This window comes from Variovorax sp. P4_B11, assembly GCF_056402355.1.
Window position 1 is genome coordinate 11,818 of the sequence record NZ_JBFUHO010000049.1, and the last position, 20,016, is coordinate 31,833.

General features: G+C 66.7%; 20 protein-coding genes and 2 pseudogenes. 6 read left to right on the forward strand and 16 right to left on the reverse strand.

What is annotated here, in order from left to right; all coding sequences use genetic code 11:
* Positions 1-102 precede the first annotated feature (102 nt).
* The gene (locus tag AC1DYD_RS30720) at positions 103-903 is read left to right on the forward strand and encodes an IclR family transcriptional regulator (protein WP_478176531.1); all 801 of its coding nucleotides are present in this window, start codon (positions 103-105) and stop codon (positions 901-903) included.
* 84 nt (positions 904-987) lie between these two features.
* On the opposite strand, the gene AC1DYD_RS30725 is transcribed toward AC1DYD_RS30720, so the two are convergent.
* Positions 988-1,185 (reverse strand): hypothetical protein, encoded by a 198-nt coding sequence (locus tag AC1DYD_RS30725; protein WP_478176532.1) that lies wholly within the window; start codon positions 1,183-1,185, stop codon positions 988-990.
* A 228-nt stretch (positions 1,186-1,413) separates the two neighbouring features.
* On the opposite strand from AC1DYD_RS30725, the gene AC1DYD_RS30730 reads away from it, so the two are divergent.
* Complete coding sequence (locus tag AC1DYD_RS30730; protein WP_478176533.1) at positions 1,414-2,256, forward strand: oxidoreductase; 843 nt, start codon at positions 1,414-1,416, stop codon at positions 2,254-2,256.
* 194 nt (positions 2,257-2,450) lie between these two features.
* Here the strand turns inward: AC1DYD_RS30730 and AC1DYD_RS30735 are convergent, their stop codons facing one another.
* Both AC1DYD_RS30735 and AC1DYD_RS30740 read right to left on the reverse strand, forming a co-directional pair.
* Complete coding sequence (locus AC1DYD_RS30735) at positions 2,451-3,302, reverse strand: SDR family NAD(P)-dependent oxidoreductase (RefSeq protein ID WP_478176571.1); 852 nt, start codon at positions 3,300-3,302, stop codon at positions 2,451-2,453.
* Between the two features lie 83 nt (positions 3,303-3,385).
* A complete protein-coding gene (locus AC1DYD_RS30740) occupies positions 3,386-4,144 on the reverse strand; it encodes an SDR family oxidoreductase (RefSeq protein WP_478176534.1) in 759 nt (252 codons plus the stop codon).
* Positions 4,145-4,256: 112 nt separating this feature from the next.
* Between AC1DYD_RS30740 and AC1DYD_RS30745 the strand changes: the two genes are divergently transcribed.
* Positions 4,257-5,147, forward strand: coding sequence for a LysR family transcriptional regulator (locus AC1DYD_RS30745; protein ID WP_478176535.1), 891 nt, complete (start codon positions 4,257-4,259; stop codon positions 5,145-5,147).
* 130 nt (positions 5,148-5,277) lie between these two features.
* Here AC1DYD_RS30745 and AC1DYD_RS30750 read toward each other — a convergent pair.
* The 5 genes and pseudogenes from AC1DYD_RS30750 to AC1DYD_RS30770 form a co-directional block, all read right to left on the reverse strand.
* Positions 5,278-5,559: pseudogene (locus tag AC1DYD_RS30750) on the reverse strand (FAD-dependent monooxygenase); the annotation flags it as partial.
* 20 nt (positions 5,560-5,579) lie between these two features.
* Complete coding sequence (locus AC1DYD_RS30755) at positions 5,580-6,017, reverse strand: VOC family protein (RefSeq protein ID WP_478176572.1); 438 nt, start codon at positions 6,015-6,017, stop codon at positions 5,580-5,582.
* Positions 5,918-6,469, reverse strand: coding sequence for a TetR/AcrR family transcriptional regulator (locus AC1DYD_RS30760; protein WP_478176574.1), 552 nt, complete (start codon positions 6,467-6,469; stop codon positions 5,918-5,920). Before AC1DYD_RS30760 ends, AC1DYD_RS30755 begins: the two co-directional genes overlap by 100 nt.
* Positions 6,384-7,388, reverse strand: a complete 1,005-nt coding sequence (locus tag AC1DYD_RS30765; protein ID WP_478176536.1) for a tripartite tricarboxylate transporter substrate binding protein — start codon at positions 7,386-7,388, stop codon at positions 6,384-6,386. The genes AC1DYD_RS30760 and AC1DYD_RS30765 overlap by 86 nt, the downstream gene beginning before the upstream one ends.
* Positions 7,385-8,317: a LysR family transcriptional regulator gene (locus AC1DYD_RS30770; protein WP_478176537.1), complete on the reverse strand. Its 933-nt coding sequence runs from the start codon at positions 8,315-8,317 to the stop codon at positions 7,385-7,387. Before AC1DYD_RS30770 ends, AC1DYD_RS30765 begins: the two co-directional genes overlap by 4 nt.
* 132 nt (positions 8,318-8,449) lie before the next feature.
* Between AC1DYD_RS30770 and AC1DYD_RS30775 the strand changes: the two genes are divergently transcribed.
* Both AC1DYD_RS30775 and AC1DYD_RS30780 read left to right on the forward strand, forming a co-directional pair.
* Complete coding sequence (locus tag AC1DYD_RS30775) at positions 8,450-11,212, forward strand: tannase/feruloyl esterase family alpha/beta hydrolase (protein ID WP_478176538.1); 2,763 nt, start codon at positions 8,450-8,452, stop codon at positions 11,210-11,212.
* A 66-nt stretch (positions 11,213-11,278) separates the two neighbouring features.
* The gene (locus tag AC1DYD_RS30780) at positions 11,279-12,781 is read left to right on the forward strand and encodes a lyase family protein (protein ID WP_478176539.1); all 1,503 of its coding nucleotides are present in this window, start codon (positions 11,279-11,281) and stop codon (positions 12,779-12,781) included.
* 51 nt (positions 12,782-12,832) lie between these two features.
* Here the strand turns inward: AC1DYD_RS30780 and AC1DYD_RS30785 are convergent, their stop codons facing one another.
* From AC1DYD_RS30785 to AC1DYD_RS30810, 6 genes and pseudogenes are all read right to left on the reverse strand, one after another.
* Positions 12,833-12,979 (reverse strand): hypothetical protein, encoded by a 147-nt coding sequence (locus AC1DYD_RS30785; protein ID WP_478176540.1) that lies wholly within the window; start codon positions 12,977-12,979, stop codon positions 12,833-12,835.
* 5 nt (positions 12,980-12,984) lie between these two features.
* Entirely contained in the window at positions 12,985-13,113 is a 129-nt protein-coding gene (locus AC1DYD_RS30790) for a hypothetical protein (protein ID WP_478176541.1), read from the reverse strand.
* A gap of 137 nt (positions 13,114-13,250) precedes the next feature.
* Complete coding sequence (locus tag AC1DYD_RS30795) at positions 13,251-13,517, reverse strand: tripartite tricarboxylate transporter substrate-binding protein (RefSeq protein ID WP_478176573.1); 267 nt, start codon at positions 13,515-13,517, stop codon at positions 13,251-13,253.
* An 82-nt stretch (positions 13,518-13,599) separates the two neighbouring features.
* Positions 13,600-13,736: pseudogene (locus tag AC1DYD_RS30800) on the reverse strand (DUF899 domain-containing protein); the annotation flags it as partial.
* 21 nt (positions 13,737-13,757) lie between these two features.
* Positions 13,758-14,177, reverse strand: coding sequence for a YXWGXW repeat-containing protein (locus tag AC1DYD_RS30805; protein ID WP_478176542.1), 420 nt, complete (start codon positions 14,175-14,177; stop codon positions 13,758-13,760).
* Positions 14,178-14,197: 20 nt separating this feature from the next.
* Positions 14,198-14,800, reverse strand: a complete 603-nt coding sequence (locus AC1DYD_RS30810) for a SpoIIE family protein phosphatase (protein WP_478176543.1) — start codon at positions 14,798-14,800, stop codon at positions 14,198-14,200.
* A 554-nt stretch (positions 14,801-15,354) separates the two neighbouring features.
* Between AC1DYD_RS30810 and AC1DYD_RS30815 the strand changes: the two genes are divergently transcribed.
* Positions 15,355-15,642 (forward strand): hypothetical protein, encoded by a 288-nt coding sequence (locus AC1DYD_RS30815; RefSeq protein WP_478176544.1) that lies wholly within the window; start codon positions 15,355-15,357, stop codon positions 15,640-15,642.
* Between the two features lie 25 nt (positions 15,643-15,667).
* On the opposite strand, the gene AC1DYD_RS30820 is transcribed toward AC1DYD_RS30815, so the two are convergent.
* Complete coding sequence (locus tag AC1DYD_RS30820) at positions 15,668-17,149, reverse strand: alpha-amylase family glycosyl hydrolase (protein ID WP_478176545.1); 1,482 nt, start codon at positions 17,147-17,149, stop codon at positions 15,668-15,670.
* A 79-nt stretch (positions 17,150-17,228) separates the two neighbouring features.
* Positions 17,229-19,997, reverse strand: coding sequence for an MGH1-like glycoside hydrolase domain-containing protein (locus AC1DYD_RS30825; RefSeq protein WP_478176546.1), 2,769 nt, complete (start codon positions 19,995-19,997; stop codon positions 17,229-17,231).
* Positions 19,998-20,016 lie beyond the last annotated feature (19 nt).

A 20,016-nucleotide genomic window follows, 5' to 3' on the forward strand; every position in this document is an offset into this window, starting at 1 on the left:
GCAACCCGCGACATTCACGATGTCGAAAGCATCAGGAAGCTCGCCACGCAATACACTCCCATGATTCCAAACAATGGAATTCACAGCCTTCGAGGATGGTGTATGGCACGCATGACGTCTGCCCTGGACGAGAAGCCGGGTATCTCGCCCGCGAACCGCTCGCTTGAACGCGGTATCGACATATTGCGGGCCTTCCGCCCCGGCTCGGAACTGCTGGGAAACGCGGAGTTGGCGGAGCGCACCGGGCTGTCGCGCTCCACGGTGAGCCGGCTCACGCAAACGCTGGTGGGCACGGGAATGCTGCAGGCGGAGCCTCTGCAGCGCGGCTACAGATTGGCGCCAGCGGTCCTGAGCCTGGCGCACGCCATGCGCACCGGCTCATCCATTCTTCATGCCGCCGCGCCGCGCATGCGGGCGTTGGCCGAGAAGCGGAAGATCAACGTGGGACTGGCCGCCCCCGACCGCGACGAGATGATCTACCTGGAATCGATTCGATACAACCGCCGGGTATCCCTGCGCTCGGTGGTCTCGGGCCAGCGCGTGCCGATGGAACTCACCTCGCTCGGACGGGCGTACCTCGCCACCGTTCAGGAGGCACGACGCGAAGTGTTGATGGGAATCTTCAAACGCCGGCGTCCATCGCAGTGGCGCCAGATCTCCGTGGAGATCACGCGTGCCATCGAGGCGGTCGCCTCACAGGGTTACTGCGTGGCCGCCTGGCAGCCCGAGGTCGTTGCGCTCGCCACGCCGATCCGTACCGCAGACGGGTCGATCTACGTCGTGAACGCCAGTGTGTCGACAACCGACAGCATGCAATCCGTCGCGCGCGAACTCTCCGGACCTCTCATGGCACTCGCCGCCGACATCCATCACGCCGTTCGGAAAGAAGGCCGGGGCAGCTGACCGCTTGCAACGCGACGCAGTCGCCGAGCCCTGAGTTCGATCCGGTACTGCGCCTCGACTTGATTGCACTTCCGACGATCGTCCTCATTCGGTTCCTTCGGCGCCTGCCGCCTTCACCGTCTTGCCCCACGTCTGATTTTCCGCCGCAATGAACGCGCGATAGTCCCTCGGACCTTTGTAAAGCGGATCGGCACCGACCGCGGCCAGCGCCTCCTTGATGTCGGGTGCCTGCATCGCCGTGGCCAGCGCGGAGGACAGGCGATCCAGGTTGGCCTTGGGCACGCCGGCCGGTGCCGATCGCCTTCGAAGTCTTTCAACGGGTCGTACTTGAGCCGCTTGTAGATGTGCGGATTGATCGCCATCGTCCCCATGGAGCCGATGCTAAGGACTTCCTCTCGCATGGGGCATCCATTGTTTCCAAAGGATGGAATCTGATGCCCGTCAGTGCCGGCTGGCGGCCGGCAAGCTGAGCTACCTTCAACAGACACCTACACAACCGGAGTTTTCTCAATGTCCTCAGTCGCCCCCAAGGGGTTCCTTATCACCGGCGTCTCCTCGGGCTTCGGCCGCGCCTTTGCGCAGGCGGCTTTGGCTGCCGGATCGCGCGTGGTCGGCACCGTGCGCAACGAAGATGCCCGCATCGCATTCGAGGCGCTCGAACCCGGCCGCGCCTTTGCCAGGATTCTCGACGTGACGGACGCGGCCGCCGTCAATTCAGTGGTGGCCGAGGTGGAACGCAATGTCGGAGCCGTCGACGTGCTGATCAACAACGCAGGCTATGGTCACGAGGGACTGATCGAGGAATCCACCATTGACCAATTGCGCCAGCAGTTCGAAGTCAACGTGTTCGGTGCCGTCGCAATGATCCAGGCCGTACTGCCCTCTATGCGAAAGCGACGCTCGGGCCACATCATCAACATCACCTCGATGGGCGGGATCATCACCATGCCGGGGCTGGGCTTCTACCACGCAAGCAAGTTCGCCCTCGAGGGCATCTCCGAAGCCTTGGGCAAAGAGGTGAAGGACTTCGGCATCCGCGTCACGGCGGTCGAGCCAGGGGGCTTCCGCACCGACTGGGCCGGGCGATCCATGGTCCGGGTCGAGCGCTCAATTCCGGAATACGATGCGATCTTCGAACCCATCAGGGCGACCCGGCAAGCACGCAGCGGCAAGCAGGCGGGCGATCCGGCCAAGGCGGCACAGGCCATCCTCCAACTGGTCGACTCGGATCATCCGCCGGCGCATCTGCTTCTCGGGACAGATGCCGTCAACCTGGTGCGCGAGAAGCTGGCCAGCCTCGGCGCGGAAATCGACGCCTGGGAGCAGGTCTCGAGATCAACCGACTTTGCTTGAGCGAGCGCGCGTCGACAAGAGGCACGGCGCCAGCCTATCGTTGTTCGATCGATCAACAATAGACGGGTTCGCCAGCGCCTCCTCCACCGCGTGCCGGAGCGCCCCCCGGCGGGTCTGCGACGCAGTCGCAGGCTGCGCCAGCCGCCTGCATTTCCGGGGAACTGGCGCCCGACAGGCTCGTTGTCGCCGGGATCTCACGCATGGATGCGTGGCGCCAGCAAATCCTCCAACCCGATGGCCCGGTACATCTCGCGACGCATGCGGTCGGCCACCGCGTTGACCACCTCGGCGCCGTCCTGTGAGGGGTCCACGTGCACGCGAAACGGACGGTGGCCGATCGGCGTGTCCACCACGCGCACGATCTGGCGAGCCACTTCCGCCGGATCGGCATCCGCCGGCTCGAGGCCCGCCAACCCCTTGAGCGCTTGCTCGGCCACACCGGCGTAGGGGCCGGATTCGTACTCGGCGGCACGATCCTTGTCTGCTGGCGAACCGGAATGTGCAAAGTGGTTGGTGCCCCTGGTGAAGGCGCCGGGGACCATGATGGTGGTCTCGATGCCCCAGCGCGACAGTTCGGTCGAGTAGGACACGGCCAGTGCATCCATCGCCGCCTTTGCCGCGAAATACGGCGCCAGGAAAGGCGGCGTGCCGCCGCGTGTCGACGAGGAGCCGACCCAGACCAACAACCCCTTGCCCTGCTTGCGCAGGTGCGGCAACGCGGCACGGTTCACCCGCTGGGCACCAATGACGTTCACGTCATATTGCTGGATCAACTGGTCCGGCGTGAACGCCTCGGCGGGACCGAACACCATATGCCCGGCGTTGTGCACGATGGCATCGAGGCGGCCCGCCTCCCGCAAGACGCCGGCCACCCCGGCCTCGGCGGACGCGTCGGATTGCACATCGAGTTCGACCGTGCGCAGATCCGCCGCTTGCTCGGCTGCCCACCAGGCAAGCTCGGCCGCACGAGGCGCATTGCGGCCCTGCGTTTCGCGCATCGATGCGTAGACGGTATGCCCGGCTTGGGCCAGGGCACGGGCGGTCATGAGGCCAAAGCCCGAAGACGCGCCGGTGACGAGAATGATGGAAGTGGACACAGCGATACCTCTCGACAAGTCGGGTCCCCGCTTCAGACGATGCCGCCGTTGACGCGCAGCGTCTGGCCGTTGGTCCAGGCCCCGTCCGGTCCCGCCAGGAACGCCACGACCGCAGCAATATCCTCGGGCTGGCCCAGGCGCTCGAGCGGCGCCGCCCTTGCCAGGCGGTCGATGATTTCCTGGGGCTTGCCGTCAAGGAACAGCTTGGTCGCGGTCGGCCCGGGAGCGACGGCGTTCACCGTGATACCTCGGCCGCGCAGTTCCTTGGTCAGGATGCCGGTCATGGCCTCGACCGCCGCCTTGGTGGCGGCGTAGACGCCATAGGTCGGCTGCAGCAGTGTCGTGACGCTCGACGAGAGGTTGACGACGCGGCCGCCGTCTCGCAAGCGGCGCGCTGCCTCGCGCAGGGTATTGAAGGTGCCGCGGAGATTGACCGCGATCTGGCGGTCGAACAGCGCGTCGTCACTGTCGGCGATGGTCGCCAGGTTCATGATCCCTGCGTTGTTCACCAGCACGTCGACGCCGCCGAAAGCGAGCTCGGCGGCATCGAACAGCCGGACCACCGCCGCGGCGTCCGAAATATCGGCTTGGGCGCTGATGGCGCGACCGCCCTCGGCCTCGATCTTGCGCACCAGCGCCTCGGCGCGCGCCGCACTGCCCGCGTAGTTGACGATCACCGCGAACCCATCGCGCGCCAGGCGCTCGGAAACCGCGGCGCCGATGCCGCCAGCTGCACCGGTCACGAGGGCGACCTTGCGGGCCGGATCGATCTTTTGATGGAGGTTGTTCATGCGCTTGCTCCTGAATTTCCGCCGGAAATCGACGGGTTGGGTGCAACGATATCTGTACGCTAAAGAAAGATAATCATGTATAAATCGTCATCACTATTCGATATTTCGGACAATGGATCGATTCGACGCCATGCGCGTGTTCACCCGGATCGTGGAGTGCCGCAGCTTTACGCAAGCGGCCGACGACCTCGGCCTGCCACGCTCCTCGGCCACCGATGCGATCAAGGCGCTGGAGGCCCGGCTCGGCGTTCGCCTTCTGCAGCGCACCACCCGCCATGTCAGACCGACGCTGGACGGCGAGGCCTATTACCAGCGCTGCCTGCGCGTGATCGCCGAAGTCGAAGACGCCGACAGCGCCTTCGTGGGCGCGAAGCCGCGCGGACTGCTGCACGTCCATGTCCACGGCACGCTGGCGAGCCACTTCGTGGTGCCGCACCTGCCGGAGTTCCTGGCCCGCTACCCGGACATCGAGTTGCAGATCAGCGAGGGCGACCGCTACGCCGATCTGGTGCGCGAAGGCGTGGACTGCGTGTTGCGCGTCGGCCGGCTGGTCGACAGCGATCTCGTCGCACGCAGCCTGACAACGCTCGACGAGATCACTTGCGCATCGCCCGGCTATCTCGCGCGGCACGGCATGCCCGCCTCGATCGACGAACTGGTCGGCCACCACATGGTCGGCTTCCGCTCGTCGGCTACGGGGAGCGTGCTGCCGCTGGACTTCGTGGTCGAAGGCAAGGGGCGCGAAGTCATGCTGCCGTTCGCCGTTGCCGTCAATGGCGCCGAGACGTACGCGGCGGCGGCACGAACCGGCCTGGGACTGATTCAAGCGCCTCGCTACCGGTTGGAGGCGGATTTTCAGCGCGGCGCACTGGTTCCGGTGCTGCCGGATTGGCGACCGGCTCCGTTACCGGTGTCCGTGCTCTATCCGCGCGCACGACATCTTTCGGCCCGGCTGCGGGTCTTCATCGACTGGCTGGCCGCAAGGTTCCGGGACGCCGCCTGAACGGCTCGCTCGGAGCCCGAGAGGCATGGCCATCGAGACCGTCCTCGCTCGGTCAATGCCGTTCCGGAAAGACCGCTGTTTCCTTCATGAGGACTTCTGGCGTTCGATACAGCTGCGCCATCTCTCGCGTCTGCGGCAGGTCGCGCAGGCCGATCACCGTGCCGTCCTTCGCCAGCGTAACGCGCTGCGTGACCTTCACGCCGATGCTTTCGTCCACGACGATACCCGCGGACGTCAATGCACTCAGGAGTTCCGGATGCGTCACGATGCCGGCCCCTCTGCCCTGAAGCGCCTGCGCGACGCGCTCATAGACATGGACGTCCCAGCCGGCGCGCAGCAGCAGGTTGGCCGCGAACAATCCACCGAGTGAGCCACCGACGACGACTGCCTTCTTGGCTTGATGCGCCTTCATGTTTGTCCCCTCCAGGCCGGTCAGTCCGCGATTGCAGACGCGTCCGTCATCTTTTGCCGCAACGGCAGCGCTTGCGTTGCGGGAAAATTGAGCTCGATCGTGACGCCGGAAGGATCCTCGACGAACACCTGATGCAGTCCGAGGCTCGGCACCGTGCGCTCGCGGAAAGCCAGGCTCGCGGCACGCAGGCGCTCATGCATGCCGCTCAGGTCCGTCGCCAGTAACGCAAGGTGATCGACGGCGGCGCTGCCGTGCAGGCCTTCTTCAGCATTGTCACCAAGGTAGTCGACCAAACCCTGGGGATCGCGGCGATCGATCCCGATCAGGTGGACCACGCCGTAGTCGGCCTCGTCGCCGCTCAGCGGTGGCGCTGTGCCCTCAGCACGACAGGAACGCCGGCAATGAAGGCGTCGACACGCATGTCGATCAACCGATCGAGATTCTTCGGCGTCGGCAATTCGTAGACCCACTTGCGCACGCCAATGTAGAAGACGCTGGAGTGCATGGCCCAGATCAACTCGACTTCCTCATCTTCCTCCTGCGCATCGCGCGGTTCGGGGATCTTGTAGCTGTGACGCAATTCGCGGGCGATGACCATGAAGTGGCGCTCGCGCAGGCGGGCCAGGTATTGTTGATTGATGCCGCCTCGACTCAGGCCGGCATAGATGAAGATTCGCACCCACTCGCCCCGAAGAACGAAACGCGCGTAGTCCTTCAGGTAGCGTTTCAGCCGATCCGCGAACGGCACCGACCTGTCCGCCAGCCATTCTTCCCACTCGGGATTCCAGCGGCGGGTGAAAACATCCTCGTACACCCGGCCTGGATCAATCGAACACGCGCCGGTCGATCGACACCAGGGCGCTGTTCCGGTCGCGTTCCAGCGCGATCTCGGACATGAAGTCTTCGACACCACCACCGGCCGGCAGGTTGTTCGCCTCCTGCAGCCGTGCCCGCAGGGTCGGTTCGATCAGCAGGCGGTTGATCTCGGCATTGAGCCGATACACGAATCGAAGTGGTGTGCGCGCCGGCACGAAGATGCCGAACAGCGAATCGCGGTTGGCCGGCGCGAAGCCCAGTTCGGCCAAGGTAGGCACCTGGGGCAGTGCGGGCAGCCGAACCGGGGCGCCCACTGCAAGCGCTCGCAGGCGACCGTCGGCAATATGGCGCAGCTGCTGTGCAGCCACGTTGGTCGACAGAAGCTCGAACTGCCCGCTCAGCGCATCGTTGAGTTGCGGCCCGCCTCCCTGATACGGAATGTGCGTGATAGCCACGCCACCGAGCACACGCACCTGCACGAGCACCAGGTGGCCGGTTGTCGCAACGCCCGAACTGGCCCATCTCAGCGCGCCGGGCCGGGCGCGCGCCAGCGTCACCACGTCCTCGAAACGCCGCCCCTCGAAGGCCGGTGTGCCCACCACCAGCACCGGCGTGCGCATCACGCTGACCACCGGCAGCACCGCATGCAGTGGGTCGCGGGCCCCATGCGCAATCAAGGGCTGAAGCGTCAAGGGGCTGATCGCCGAGAAGGCCAGGGTGTGGCCATCGGGCTCGGCACGCGCGAGCGCTTCGATGCCCACACTGCCACCCGCGCCAGGCCGGTGCTCCACCAGCACCGGTACGCCGAGCGCACGCGCCAGCGGTTCAGCCAGCGCTCGTGCCATGGCATCGCTCACGCCGCCGGGCGGATAGACCAAGATCAGCCGCAGCGGCCGGGTCGGCCACGCGCGCTCGCGCGATGGTGGCCTGGACTCGGCGTGGACGCACGCGAAACCGGCCAGCGCCGCAGCGCCCAGCCCCTGGGTCAAGAGTTCGCGCCGTCGCAGCGTCATGCGACCGAGCGCGCACGCAGCAGCGCGACGAATCGTTGTGCGGGCAGACTGTCTTCGCTCTCGCGCCACACCAGCGTGAGCGGTGCATCCAAGGCGTCGCAGCCGGCCAGCGGGGCGTAGGTGATCGCGTGCGCGTGCACGCCGGCCATCGAGGCCGGCACCACCGACACGCCCACCCCGGCCGCCACCAGATTGAGGTTGGTCATCATGCGATCCACCTCGGCCACCACGCGCGGCAACAGGCCCTGGGCGCGGCAGAGCGCGAGAAGGTCGGCGTACAGCCCGGGTGCGCCCGGCCGTCGCACCAGAATGATGCTGTCCTCGCACAGCTGTGCGAGCGTGAGTGCGCGCAGACGGCGGCGCGAAGCCGGTGCGCGGGCCGCCGCGGTTGCCGCTGACCACGCGTGGTCGGCCGGCAGCGCCGCCACCACCGGTTCGCGCAGCAGGGTATCGAACACCAGGCCGTCCGGCCGCACCACCGGCACCCGCAGCAACGCGGCCTGCAGCCGTCCCGCGGCCAGCGCCTCGGTGAGTTCGGCCGCGTTGGCCTCTCGCAGCTGCAGTTCCACGCCCGGATGGGCATGGCGGAAGGCGCGCAGCGCATCTGGCACGAAGCGATGCGCAGCCGCTGAACTGGTGAAGCCCACCCGCAGCACACCGGCCTGTCCTTCAGCGACCCGCTTCATGCGCAAGCGCATGGCCTCCATGTCATCCAGCAGCCGGATCGCCTCCGCCTGGAACAACCGCCCCGCGTCGGTGAGCGCGACGCCGCGCGGATGACGCCGGAACAGCTGCACACCCAACTCGCGCTCCAGCGCCTTGATCTGCTGGCTCAGCGGCGGCTGCTGGATACCCAGGCACTCGGCGGCGCGGGTCATGTGGCCGGTCTCGGCGACGGCCGCGAAGTAGCGCAGCGATCTCATGTCCATGGATTTGTCTCCATATTTTTTTCGTATCGAAAGTGCCATTTCATTTTATTTGACGCCAAGTCACCCACGCTCATATCGTCGGCGCCCACCACGCGTCGGCCGCCGAAGGCCGCGTTCTCCGGAGACAAATCCATGCACTCATCGCTCCTCGTTGGCTGCCGAGCCCTGTTCCCGCGCGTCAGGCGCGCCGCCGTGGTGCTCTGCCTGCCGTCGCTCCTGACCGTTCTGGCCGCGTGCGGCGGCGGCGGCAGCGGTGGCGGCTTCGCTGCCCTGCCGTTGACCGCTGCTTCCGCACCGGGAGCGACGATCGCCGCGTCGGACCCGGCAGACGACGCGCCGGCGCCCTCGCCCGACGCTGCGGCGCCTCGCCTGTCGTGTGCCGATCTCGGCGGCCTGCGCATCCCGGCCTCGGTCCTCGGCCTGCCCACGGGCGGAGGAACGGTCACCGAAGCCAAGGCCGTTGCCGCTGGCGACGCGGGCAACCTGTTCGGGGCCTACTGCAAGCTGCGCGGCACGATCCAGCCGGTCAATCCAGCCTCGCCCGGCATTCAATTCGCGCTCAATCTGCCGCAGGGCTGGAACCGCAAGACCATCCATTTCGGCGGCGGCGGCTTCGACGGCCGGCTGATCGACGGCACCGAGACCATCCGATTCGGTCCGGCGGACAAACCCGCGCCCCTGGCACTGGGCTACGCCACCTATGGGGATGACTCGGGCCACCAGTCCTCCAGCATCACCGACGGCAGCTTCGCCGCCGACGACGAGGCGCTGGCCAACTACGGCGGCCAGTCGCTGAAGAAGACCCGCGACGCGGCCCAATGGCTGGTGCAAGCGTACTACGGCGACACGCCCCGCAAGGCCTATTTCCTCGGGACTTCGACCGGCGGGCGCGATGCGCTGGCCTATATCCAGCGCTGGCCTGGCGACTACGACGGCGTGATCGCCAACGAGCCGGCGCTCAACTACACCGGCACGCGCCTGTCGAACGTCGCGGCGGGTCGCGCGCTCTATGCCAATGGCGGCTCCGGCTGGCTCAACGTCGCCAAGACGCTCCAGGTGCAGAAGGCAGCGCTGCAGGCCTGCGACACGCTGGACGGCGCGGCCGATGGCATCGTGAGCAACGTCGAGAGCTGCAGGCTGCTCAACGCGCAGTTGCTGGCCTCTCTGCGCTGCACCGGTGGCGTCGACACCGGCAACGACTGCCTGTCGGACGCGCAGCTCGCGACCGTGCGCACCATCGAGTCACCGCTCGAGTTCGCGCGCTACAGCCTGGCCCACGGGGTGCGGCGCGCGGGCGGCTACAACCTGCTGGAGGGAGCGCTCGTCGCCGGTCCCTTCACCACGCGCGACCTCGGCACCCGGCCGGTTCCTGCGAATCCGGCCACCTCGGCCGACGCCAACATGTACGTCACGGGCGACCAGTGGGTGAAGTTCTTCGTCACCCGGATGGCGGGCTTCGATTCGCTCGGCTTCGATCCGCTCGCACCAGGCCCCTACACCGCCCGTGTGGCCGATGTGTCGGCCATCACCGACGCCACCGACCCCGACCTGCGGCCCTTCCTCTCGCGCGGCGGCCGGCTGATCCTGCTGCATGGCCTGGCCGACGAGGTCATCAGCCCGAATTCGACCATCGACTACTTCCAGCGCCTGATTGCCACGGTCGGCCAGTCTGCGGTCGACCAGGGCGTGCGCTTCTACACCGTGCCCGGCATGGGCCACGGCACCGGCGTCTTCATTCCCAACTGGGACTCGCTGGCCGCATTGGAAAGCTGGGTGGAGAACAAGCTGGCGCCGGCCACCGGGGTGGCGGTGGACGCGGTTGCGGGCACCTATGGCCGCACGCGGCCGTTGTGCCAGTTCCCCTCCTGGCCCAAGTACCGCGGCAGCGGCAGCCTGGACGCGGCGGTCAATTTCAGCTGCGTGGTCGAGACGGGCGACCCGCTGGCATGCCCCCATCTGCCGGCCGCCGCAACCCGCTACAAGGGTGGTGACACCCTGGGCGAGGAACTGAGCGTGCAGATCGACCCTGCCACGCTCGCCTACACCGTCACGCTCGAGGCCACCGGTCTGCGCGCTCCCGGTACGCAGCGCAGCGGCACCCTGCTGCCGCAGGGCCGCTGCAGCTACGCGAGCGCGGAGGCCGGTGCGGTCTTCACCTTCGCGAGCGGTGGCGTGCTGCACGGCGGGGTGTCTGCACCCACGGGCGGCGGCCACGTGCCGCTGCTCGCCTTCCAGAACACCTTCGGCAACGAGAGCACGCCGACCGTGTTCAACCCGGTGGCCATGATCGCCAATGCGGCCGGTGTCCAGCAGTCCGCGAGCGCTGCGGCCGCTGCGAATGCGGCCGCCGTGCGGCTGCGCAACGCCGGCACCTTCCAGTACTGCCGCGACCCAGCCAGCGGCGGCGCCATGGTCTACGACCCGGCATGCACGCAAACGGAGAAGGGATACCTCAACTATGTCGCGGCGCGCGGCGCGTTCGATGTCTTCACCACCTCGCCCACCGGCGGTGCCGCCACCAGCGGCGGCACATTGTCCGGCTCGATGGTGATCGGCCTCGTGAACGGCAGTCCGCTTCCCTTGCACCTGGTGCGCAACGGCGACGGCAGCCACGGCATGCGCCTACTCGCGCCGCAGCAGAGCCTGGCGTCCGGCGCGGCCGATGGCAGCTACGCGGTCGCGAGCGTGCAGGGCCACAGCCGGGAAGCCACGGTTGCGGGCGCCGCTTTCAACCTTGGCGGTGCGGCCGCCGCGCTCAGCTACGACACGCCTGTGCCCGGCGTGGTGCAGGTCGACGCCGGCCGGCCGGGTCAGTTCATCTTCAATGGCGGCGTACTGGCCTTCGTTTCCAGTGACGCCAGCCAACCGGCGTTCGAACTCGGCGCACGGCATTGAGACTTCTTCATATATCAAGACCGCCGGCGTGTACGCCGACTGACTTGTACAAACCCAGGGAACGCAATGAGACTCGCAATCCTCTCTTTGGCACTGGCCGGCACGGTTCACGCTGGCTCCGGCTTTGCGCAGCAAGCCCCCGCCCGTGATGAGTTCTTCTGGCTGGGAGAGATGAACAAGGCCACGGCGGTGATCAATACGGATGAAGGACTGCTGGAAACAGCGATGGCGCCCCGCGTCGCCGCCGGCATCAACAAGGTCCTCAAGGATGGCAGCCAACCCGGCGCGAAACGCCCTTCCAGCGTCATCACGTTCGAACCGCTGTTGATTGCCGCGGCCGGCCCGGAGGTGACTTTGCTCCACGCAGGCCGCTCCAGCCAGGACATGCATGCCACCTACCGCGCCGCCATCCTGCGTGACGACATGCTCGACCTTGCCGACCAACTGAACAAGACGTCCGGCTCGATGGTCAAGCTCGCGGAGAAACACGTCAACACCATCGTCCCGAACTACACGAACGGCGTGGCTGCGCAACCGAACAGTTTCGGGCACTACCTGCTGGGGCACGCAGCGGGGCTCGAACGGGACGCACAGCGAATCCGTGAAGCCTATGTGCGAATCGACCGATCGGCCATGGGAACAGCGGTCTTGAGCGGCACCAGTTGGCCGCTGAATCGCACCCGCATGGCCGACTATCTGGGCTTCGCGGCGATCGTCGACAACGCCTACGATGCCGCGCAGATCTCTTCGACGGAACAGCCGGTCGAAGTCAGCGCCATCGTGACCAGCATCGCCCTCCACGCCGGCCATTTCGTCGAGGACATCATGACTCAGTACGCCCAGCCGCGTCCCTGGATCTTGCTGGAAGAAGGCGGCTCCAATACCTACGTCTCGAGCGCAATGCCGCAAAAGCGCAACCCAGGGCTTCTCAACACGACGCGGCGCGATGCATCCACTTCGGTCTCGTTGGCAATGGGTACCGTGATCCAGGCCCACAACATCACCCCTGGCATGAGTGACCCCAAAGAGGTCAAAGCCAACAGTGCGATGGTCCACGGCGCCATTGCCCTCCTGAAAAGCTGGGACAAGATCCTGAACTCACTGGTCGTCAGCCCCGAGCGCGCACTGGAGGAACTCAACAGCGACTGGACGGCCTCGCAGGAACTGGCGGATGTACTGATGCGCGAGTACAAACTGCCTTTCCGCGTCGGACATCACTTCGCTTCCGAAGTCGTGGACTACGCAAAGGCGCATGACCTCAAGCCGCTTGACTTCCCCTACGCCGAAGCGAAACGCATCTACGCGGACGCTGTCAGCGGCTCCAGCCATCCCGCCGAATTGCCCCTGAACGAAGCGGAGTTTCGATCCACGCTTGACCCCGTCGCCATCGTCAAGCATCGCATGTCGACCGGTGGGCCCCAGCCGGCGGAGATGGAGCGCATGTTGTCGGCATCCAGGCAGAAGCTGTCACGGCAGGGCGAATGGATCAAGGAAAGGCGAGCCAAGATCACGGCGTCGCTGGACAAGCTCGACCTCGATTTCGACAGACTCGCGACCGGCGGCCGCTGATTGCGACCGGCGCGCAAGAACTCGGCCTCGGATTGCGCCCTCCTGCCGTTCTCAAGCCGACGGGATGATCGGCAGCAGGACATAGGGCGCCGAATTTGCGGCGAAGTGCAGCGTGTAGCGCTTGCCAAATACCTCGGCGGGCCGATCGCCATCGTCTTCATGAAGGAAAGGCCCGCAGCTGCGCATCGCGTCCTTCATGTTCATCAGCGGCTGAAGCGGTACGCCCCTTCCCGGTTCGGACGAAATACATCCGCTCGCAAGACCAATCCGTCGCTCATCCGGATGGGAACATCCCAATCGATCAGCATGTCATCGCGCAGTTCGCTTGTCATCGGATCCTCCAATTCCCGAACTCAGTCCAGTTTGATGCCGAGCGGCGCCAACTGCTTCTTGTATCTCTGGGTCTCGGATGAAACGTAGGCAGAGAACTGCTGAGGCGTAGAGGCCACGACGGTGGTGCCCAGGATCTTCATGTGGGCGAGGTACTCGGGCCCCCTTGCAGTGCGGTCGCGACATCGCGCTGCAGCGCTTGTGCGGACGGCGGCGGCATGCCGGCCGGGGCGAACAGCCCCGACCAGGCCGGGATGTCGACGCCCTTGACGCCAAGCTCCTCCAGGGTCGGCACATTCGGGAGACTCGCAAGCCGCTTGTCGCTCGATGCCGCCAACGCCCTGACTTTGCCCTCTTGTCCAGCGGGCGACTGGTCGTCAACCCGGGCAGTGTCGGACTGCTTCAGTACCGTACGATCAGCGAGAAATGGCGGCGCTGGCTTTGGCTCGCGGGCGCCCCGACGGGTCGGGTGCGCTGTCTATCGGGCGGTTGCCGCCAGAGGAATAGAGGCGCAGGTGGCGCCAGCCACGCTCGGCGGCGAAGGCACTCATGCGCTCGACCGGCGACCTGGCATCTCGAAGGCCACGCGCTGCAGGATGTCCGGCGTCTCGCCGCCGAGGGCGGCGGGCTGCCTGTGAAAGGCGGGCTAGCAGCGCCCTTTCTTCGCCTGCCCCGGCGGGCAGTGGTAGCCATCGTCGTCTTGATCGTGGCCATGGCCGTGCTTGCCCTCCTTCGGCGGCTTGCCGGGCTTCCACTGGTCGTCGACCCAGCGCCATCCGCCGCTCGCCTGCACCCAGCGGCCCGGCGCGTAGACGTAGTCGGGCCGATCCTGCTGCCAGCGCCCGGCCTGCCAGACGTAATCCCGGTCGTTCCAGACCCAGCGCCCCGGCACCCACACCTGGCCCGGGCGCGGTCCGGGCATGACTTCATAGCGCGGAGGCGGCGGCGCCATCTGCACCAGGCCGGGCACGTTGATGTTGATGTTGACCTGCCCGAAGGCCGGGAGCGTGGCAGCCGCGGCAAGGGCGGCGAAGGCGAAGGTGGCAATGCGCAAAGGAAGCTCCATTCAACTCGTGGCGGCCCATTCTAAAGACCGAAACTGCGTCGAACTGCAAGGCTGCCGGCCCGGTCGGCGCAGGCGCCCGGCTGCACCTCGAAGGCCCACGGGCCCTCGGCCGATCCGCTTCGCCGCAGCGCCACCATCGTGATGTCGTCCGAGGCTTCCGCACCCTCGCTGAACGCGTCGAGCGCCGCCTCGATCCGCTGCAGCAGACCTTCGGACGAACCCTGGAGGTCGCGCAGGGACTCCAGCAGCCGCGACTCCCCGAACGCGCCTTCGGTGCCGGCCGCCTCCACCACGCCGTCGGTGTAGCCCAGCAGGGCGCCTTGTCGAAACGCAGCCAGCGCGGCGCCACGGTCTGCAGCAGCGCGCGCGTGTTGCGCTTGTTCGCCACTTCCTTGGTCCACAGCTTGCGGGTCATCTCGGCCGCCAGGGCGGCTTCGTGCCGCCATCACCGCCGCGTAGATCGCCCCGGCGCTGCAGCCGACCACCATGTCGAGCTCGGAGCCTTCGCGCTCGAGCACGCTCTGGATGCCGATGCCGGCCGCGCACTTGACGCTGCCCGAGCCGATGACCAGCGCGATCCGCTTGCGCCCGGGTGCCCCAGATGGTTCATCGAATCGCTCCACAACGCGTCGCTCGATTCGCGCCGCATGAAAAGATCGGGTGGGTCTTGCGCGCAACGAATCCACCCGCAACGGCTTCGGTCGCAGGAACCATACAGAAAGTAATAATTGTGTTTGCTTTCGGTTGCAGATTAAGCTGCGGCCGGAGAGGAAAACTGTCCGCAGCCGCCAATCTCACTTGCCGAAGGCGCCAAAGCGCAGGCACTGCGTGGCCGCGCCTTCAAGCGCTGGACCGGGAAGACACCGGCGGACTACCGGCAAAGCCAAGGCGTCGCTGCTTCTTCAACGCCGGACTTCCTGCCGACGGTGGTTCCGCCACCAGCGTACCGCCCACATCCTTCAACAAGCGCTTGAATTCGGGCGACCGGGTCGCCGCGCCTCGCAAGGCCGACTCGCGTGTGCATCGCCCCTTGTGCGCGGCGCCGCAGGAAAAAGCCCGCACTGGCCGGAGAGGTTCCGTTGGACCTTCGAGACGCGGGCGCGGATCATGTGGAGGCATGCGCAGGCGTGCCAAGCAGTCGCTTCGCGGGCCTGCGCCGAGAGCGGAGGCAAAGGAAATGACCGAGGCAATCTACTGTTTCGACACCGCCACCGTGCGGTTCGCGATCTACCCGGAAGGCCCTGGAGGCGACAGGATCGTCGCCGAAATCGCGGAGGATCCGCTGCGCGACCTGTTCGGCGCGAGCGGCGGGGGCGACACCCTGGTGGCGGCCTACAAGGCGCACGCGGCGACCATCGACGCCCGCGCCCTCGATCGCTACCGCGAGGCATCGCATCGGCCGGTGCTGCTGGAAACGCGGGATTTCGAAGCGATCGAAACGATGGCCGGCGCGCACGCCGGGTGAACGACCCGCGGAGTCCGGTATCGCATCAGGCAAGCCATTGCACCTCGAAGACGTGGTGACCCCAGGGCGGCAGGTCCAGGAACAGGCCTCGGGCGAGCAGGTCGTCGCCCGGGCGGTCGTAGACGGCCGGGCCGAGCAGATCCCGCAGCCGCAGGATGCGCCCCGTCATCTGCGGAACAGGAACACGCACGAAGCACTGGGACGGCTGCGGCGAGTAATTCACGGCCACCAGCAACCATTCGGGGGCGGCACCTTCCCAGGCATAGGCCATAAAGTTGTCCCAACTGCCGTTGCCGTCCCAGGCCGGGATGCAGTCCAGCAAGGACCAATGGCCGTCGCCCAGCGTCGGCAGGCGCAGCACGTCGAGAACCCGGCCATAGAACCGTTCGAGCATGTGGTCCACGGGTTCATCCGGCCCACGAACCAGGTGCGGAGAAATTCGTGTGCGCCGGCCTTCGAATTGCCCTTGGTGGAAGAAGCGCAGGCCCGGTGAAAAGTAGGTCAGCACGGCCGCGGCGGCGTGGACTTCGGGCGCGAAGGCGGCTGCCGCTCGCGGCTCGTCGTGGTTCTCCAGAAAGCGCGCGAGCTTGTCCTGGTAGGCCAAGTCCGCGCACAGGTGTTCGCGCACGGGGCGGGCGCGCTGTTCGTGCAGGCGGTCGTACAGGCGCTTGTCGTAGGTGTAGTCGAAGCCCTGCTGCTGCAATGTCCATTCCATGTCCCAGTAGACCTCCGCCATGAACAGGAAGCCGGGATGCGAGCGTCGCACCGCCTCGATCGCTTTCGGCCAGAACGGATCGGCCCGGATGCCCCAGGTGCGCTCGAACACCTCGGGCACGACCAGCATGGCCATGTCGCAGCGCACGCCGTCACATTGGCCGGCGATGCGTTCGAGCTCGCCGATCATCGACGCCTGCAGATCGGCGTTGCCGTAATCGAGCTGGAGCGTGTCGGGCCAGCCGTCGAAGTACGGGTCCCGTCCGTGGGCGAGCGACAAAGGCCCGTTCCTCGTCGCCAGGCGGCAATGGTTCTGGGGCGCACGCGCCAGATCGTCCTCGCTGGCATGGACGAAGTAGTCCGGATGCTCGTCGGTCCAGCGATGATCGAGGGCCATGTGGTTCGGCACGAAGTCGAGCATCAGGCGCAGCCCTCGCTGGCGCATGCGCTCACGCAGCCTCGCCAGTGCCGCATCACCGCCCAGGGCGCGGTGCACGCGGTAGTCCGTGACCGCAAAGCCCGAACCCGCAATGTCCGCCTCGCGAAGGTCGGGCAGCGTTCGCTCGAACTCGCGCCGCCACGACGGATGGCTGCGCGAGATGCGCTGCGCGGCTTCCCCCGTCTGCCAGACACTCAGCAGCCACAGCCAGTCGAAGCCCATCTCGGCCAGGCGATCCAGTTCGGCGTCGGCCATGTCGTCCAGCGTGGCCGCGCGGCCCAGCGACCGCGACAGCGCCGTCAAGCCGACACGGGTGTTGAGCTGGTAGAGCGCTGGATAACGAGGTCCTTGCATGGCGATCATCCCCCTGTCTCAGGCGCAACGGCGTTGACCCGGATGCGCTTCTCGGAAACCTTCTGCGCGAGGCGCTTCGTCAACCCGAATCCGGGCCCCTGCGAACACCGTGCAACGCCCGCGCCGCCGCGGCCTCCGCGCCCGGCATGAGCAGCAGATCCTTCGTCAGCACGGCGTTGATCTGGATGATCCGCGCCACGCAACCGGTCCATCCGGTCTGGTGGCTGGCGCCGATCCCGGCGCCGGTGTCGCCATGGAAGTACTCGTGGAACTGCACCAGGTCGCGCCAGTGGGGATCGTCGCGGAACTTCCGCGCCGAGCCGTAAGCCGGCCGAGCGCCGTCGCTGCCGCGCAGGAAGATCCGGCTCAGGCGCTCGCCCAGTTCCTTCGCCACTTCGAGCAGCGTCCTCATCTGCCCCGAGCCGGTCGGGCATTCGACCTTGAAGTCCTCGCCGAAATAGGCATACAGGCGCAGCAGCGAGGTGTACAGCAGGAAGTTGATCGGCATCCAGACCGGCCCGCGCCAGTTGGAGTTGCCGCCGAACATGCCCGAGTCGGAGTCGCCCGGCACGTACGCCACCCGGTACGACTGACCCGCGTGCTCGAAGACGTAGGGATGCTCCAGGTGGCTGCGCGACAGCGCCCGAATGCCATGCGGGCCGAAGAACTCGCTCTCGTCCAGCATGCGCGCGAGGATGCGGCGCAGCTTCCGCTCGTCGACGATCGCCAGCATCCGCCGATTGCTGACCCCGGGCTCCTGGGGCAGATGCATGCTGGCCGCCAGTTCGGGATGGCGCGCCAGGAACAGCCCCGCACGCTCGCGGAACTTCGGCAGCTTCGCGAGGATGTCCTCTTCGAAGACGGCCACCGCGGCGAGGGGCAGCAGGCCGACGATGGAACGCACCTTCAGCCGCGTGGCGCTGCCGTCCGGCAGACGCAGCACGTCGTAGAAGAAGCCGTCCTCCTCGTCCCACATCTCGTCGTGCCGCTCGCCCATGCGGTCCATCGCGCCGGCGATGAACAGCGTGTGCTGGAAGAATTTCTCGACGAACTCCTCGTACAAGGGCTCCTGCAGCGCCAGTTCGACCGCGATGCGCAGCATCTGCTGGCTGAAGAACACCATCCACGCGGTGCCGTCGGCCTGGTCCAGGTAGCCGCCCGTGGGCAGCGGCGACGAGCGGTCGAAGACGCCGATGTTGTCGAGCCCGAGAAAGCCGCCTTCGAAGACGTTGGCGCCGGTGCGGTCCTTGCGGTTGACCCACCAGGTGAAGTTGACCAGCAGCTTGGAGAACGCGTACTTGAGGAACTCGATGTCGCCGCCGTCGCCGCGGCGCTCCTTGTCGATCAGGAACAGCTGCATCGTCGCCCAGGCGTGCACCGGCGGATTGACGTCGCCGAAGTTCCACTCGTAGGCGGGGAGCTGGCCGTTCGGATGCAGGTAGTCGTTGCGCAGCATCAGGTCGAGCTGCTGCTTGGCGAACTCGGGGTCGACCATGCCGAGCGGAATCATGTGAAAGGCAAGGTCCCACGCGGCGTACCAGGGGTACTCCCATTTGTCGGGCATCGAGATGATGTCGTCGTTGAACATGTGCGCCCACTCGATGTTGCGCACTCGCCGCCGCTCCGACAGCGGCAGCTGGCTGCCCGCGCCGTGCTCTTCGAGCCAGAGGTCGAGGTCGTAGTAGAAGTACTGCTTGGTCCACAGCATGCCGGCCAGCGCCTGGCGCATCACGGCGGCGCGGTCCGGGTCATTGCGAACAGCGGGCGGCGTCACCGAGGCGTAGAACGCATCGGCCTCCTGGAGCCGGGCCGCGAACACGGCATCGAAGTCCCCGAAGGGGCTGGCCGGGGCGCCGGTCCCGCAGGCCTTCAAGCGCAGCCGGACCACCCGCGGCTGCTCGGCAGCGATGTCGATCTGGTAGTGCGCGGCCACCTTGGTGCCCTGCTGCGCCGGATTGATCGCACCCGTGTCGCCGTGGACGATGAAGTTGTGGATGCCGTCCTTCACGCAGGCCGAGGCGTTGGTCCCGCCGAACAGCCGAGCGTTGTTGGTTTCGTTCTCGGTGAAGAGCAACGGCACGTCGGCGTCGCAATGCAGGTCGTAGTCGCCCAGCGATTCCAGGAACAGCGGATCGGTATGACGGGCGCGGACGGTCGAAGCCCCGGTGGAACCCACGCGCTCGAGGATCGGCTTGGAGCCGCCGCCCGGCTGCGACCACGTGTTTCGGAACCACAACGTCGGCAGCAGGTGCAGGGACGCCGCTTCCTGACCTCTGTTGAAGACCGTGATCCGTACCAGCACGTCGTCGGGCGCGGCCTTCGCATACTCGACGAAGACGTCGAAGTAGCGGTCGTCGTCGAAGACGCCGGTGTCCAGCAGTTCGTACTCGGCCTCGTGCTTGCCGCGGCTGCGGTTGGTGGCGACGAGGTCCTCGTACGGGTAGGCCGCCTGCGGATACTTGTACAGGTACTTCATGTACGAGTGCGTCGGCGTCGAGTCGAGGTAGAAGTAGTACTCCTTGACGTCCTCGCCATGATTGCCTTCGCCGTTGGCCAGGCCGAAGGCGCGCTCCTTCAGGATAGGGTCTCGCCCGTTCCACAGCGCCAGGGCGAAGCACAGCACCTGATGGTCGTCGCTGATGCCTCCCAGCCCGTCTTCGCCCCAGCGGTAGGCGCGCGAGCGGGCCTGGTCGTGGGTGAAGTAGTTCCAGGCATCGCCGTTGTCGCTGTAGTCCTCGCGCACGGTTCCCCATTGCCGCTCGCTGAGGTATGGCCCCCACTTCTTCCAGGCCGCCCGGTTCGCATGCGCTTCTTCCAGCCGGCGCTTCTCCGCTGCCTCGGTGCTCATGGGAGTTCTCCTTGAGATC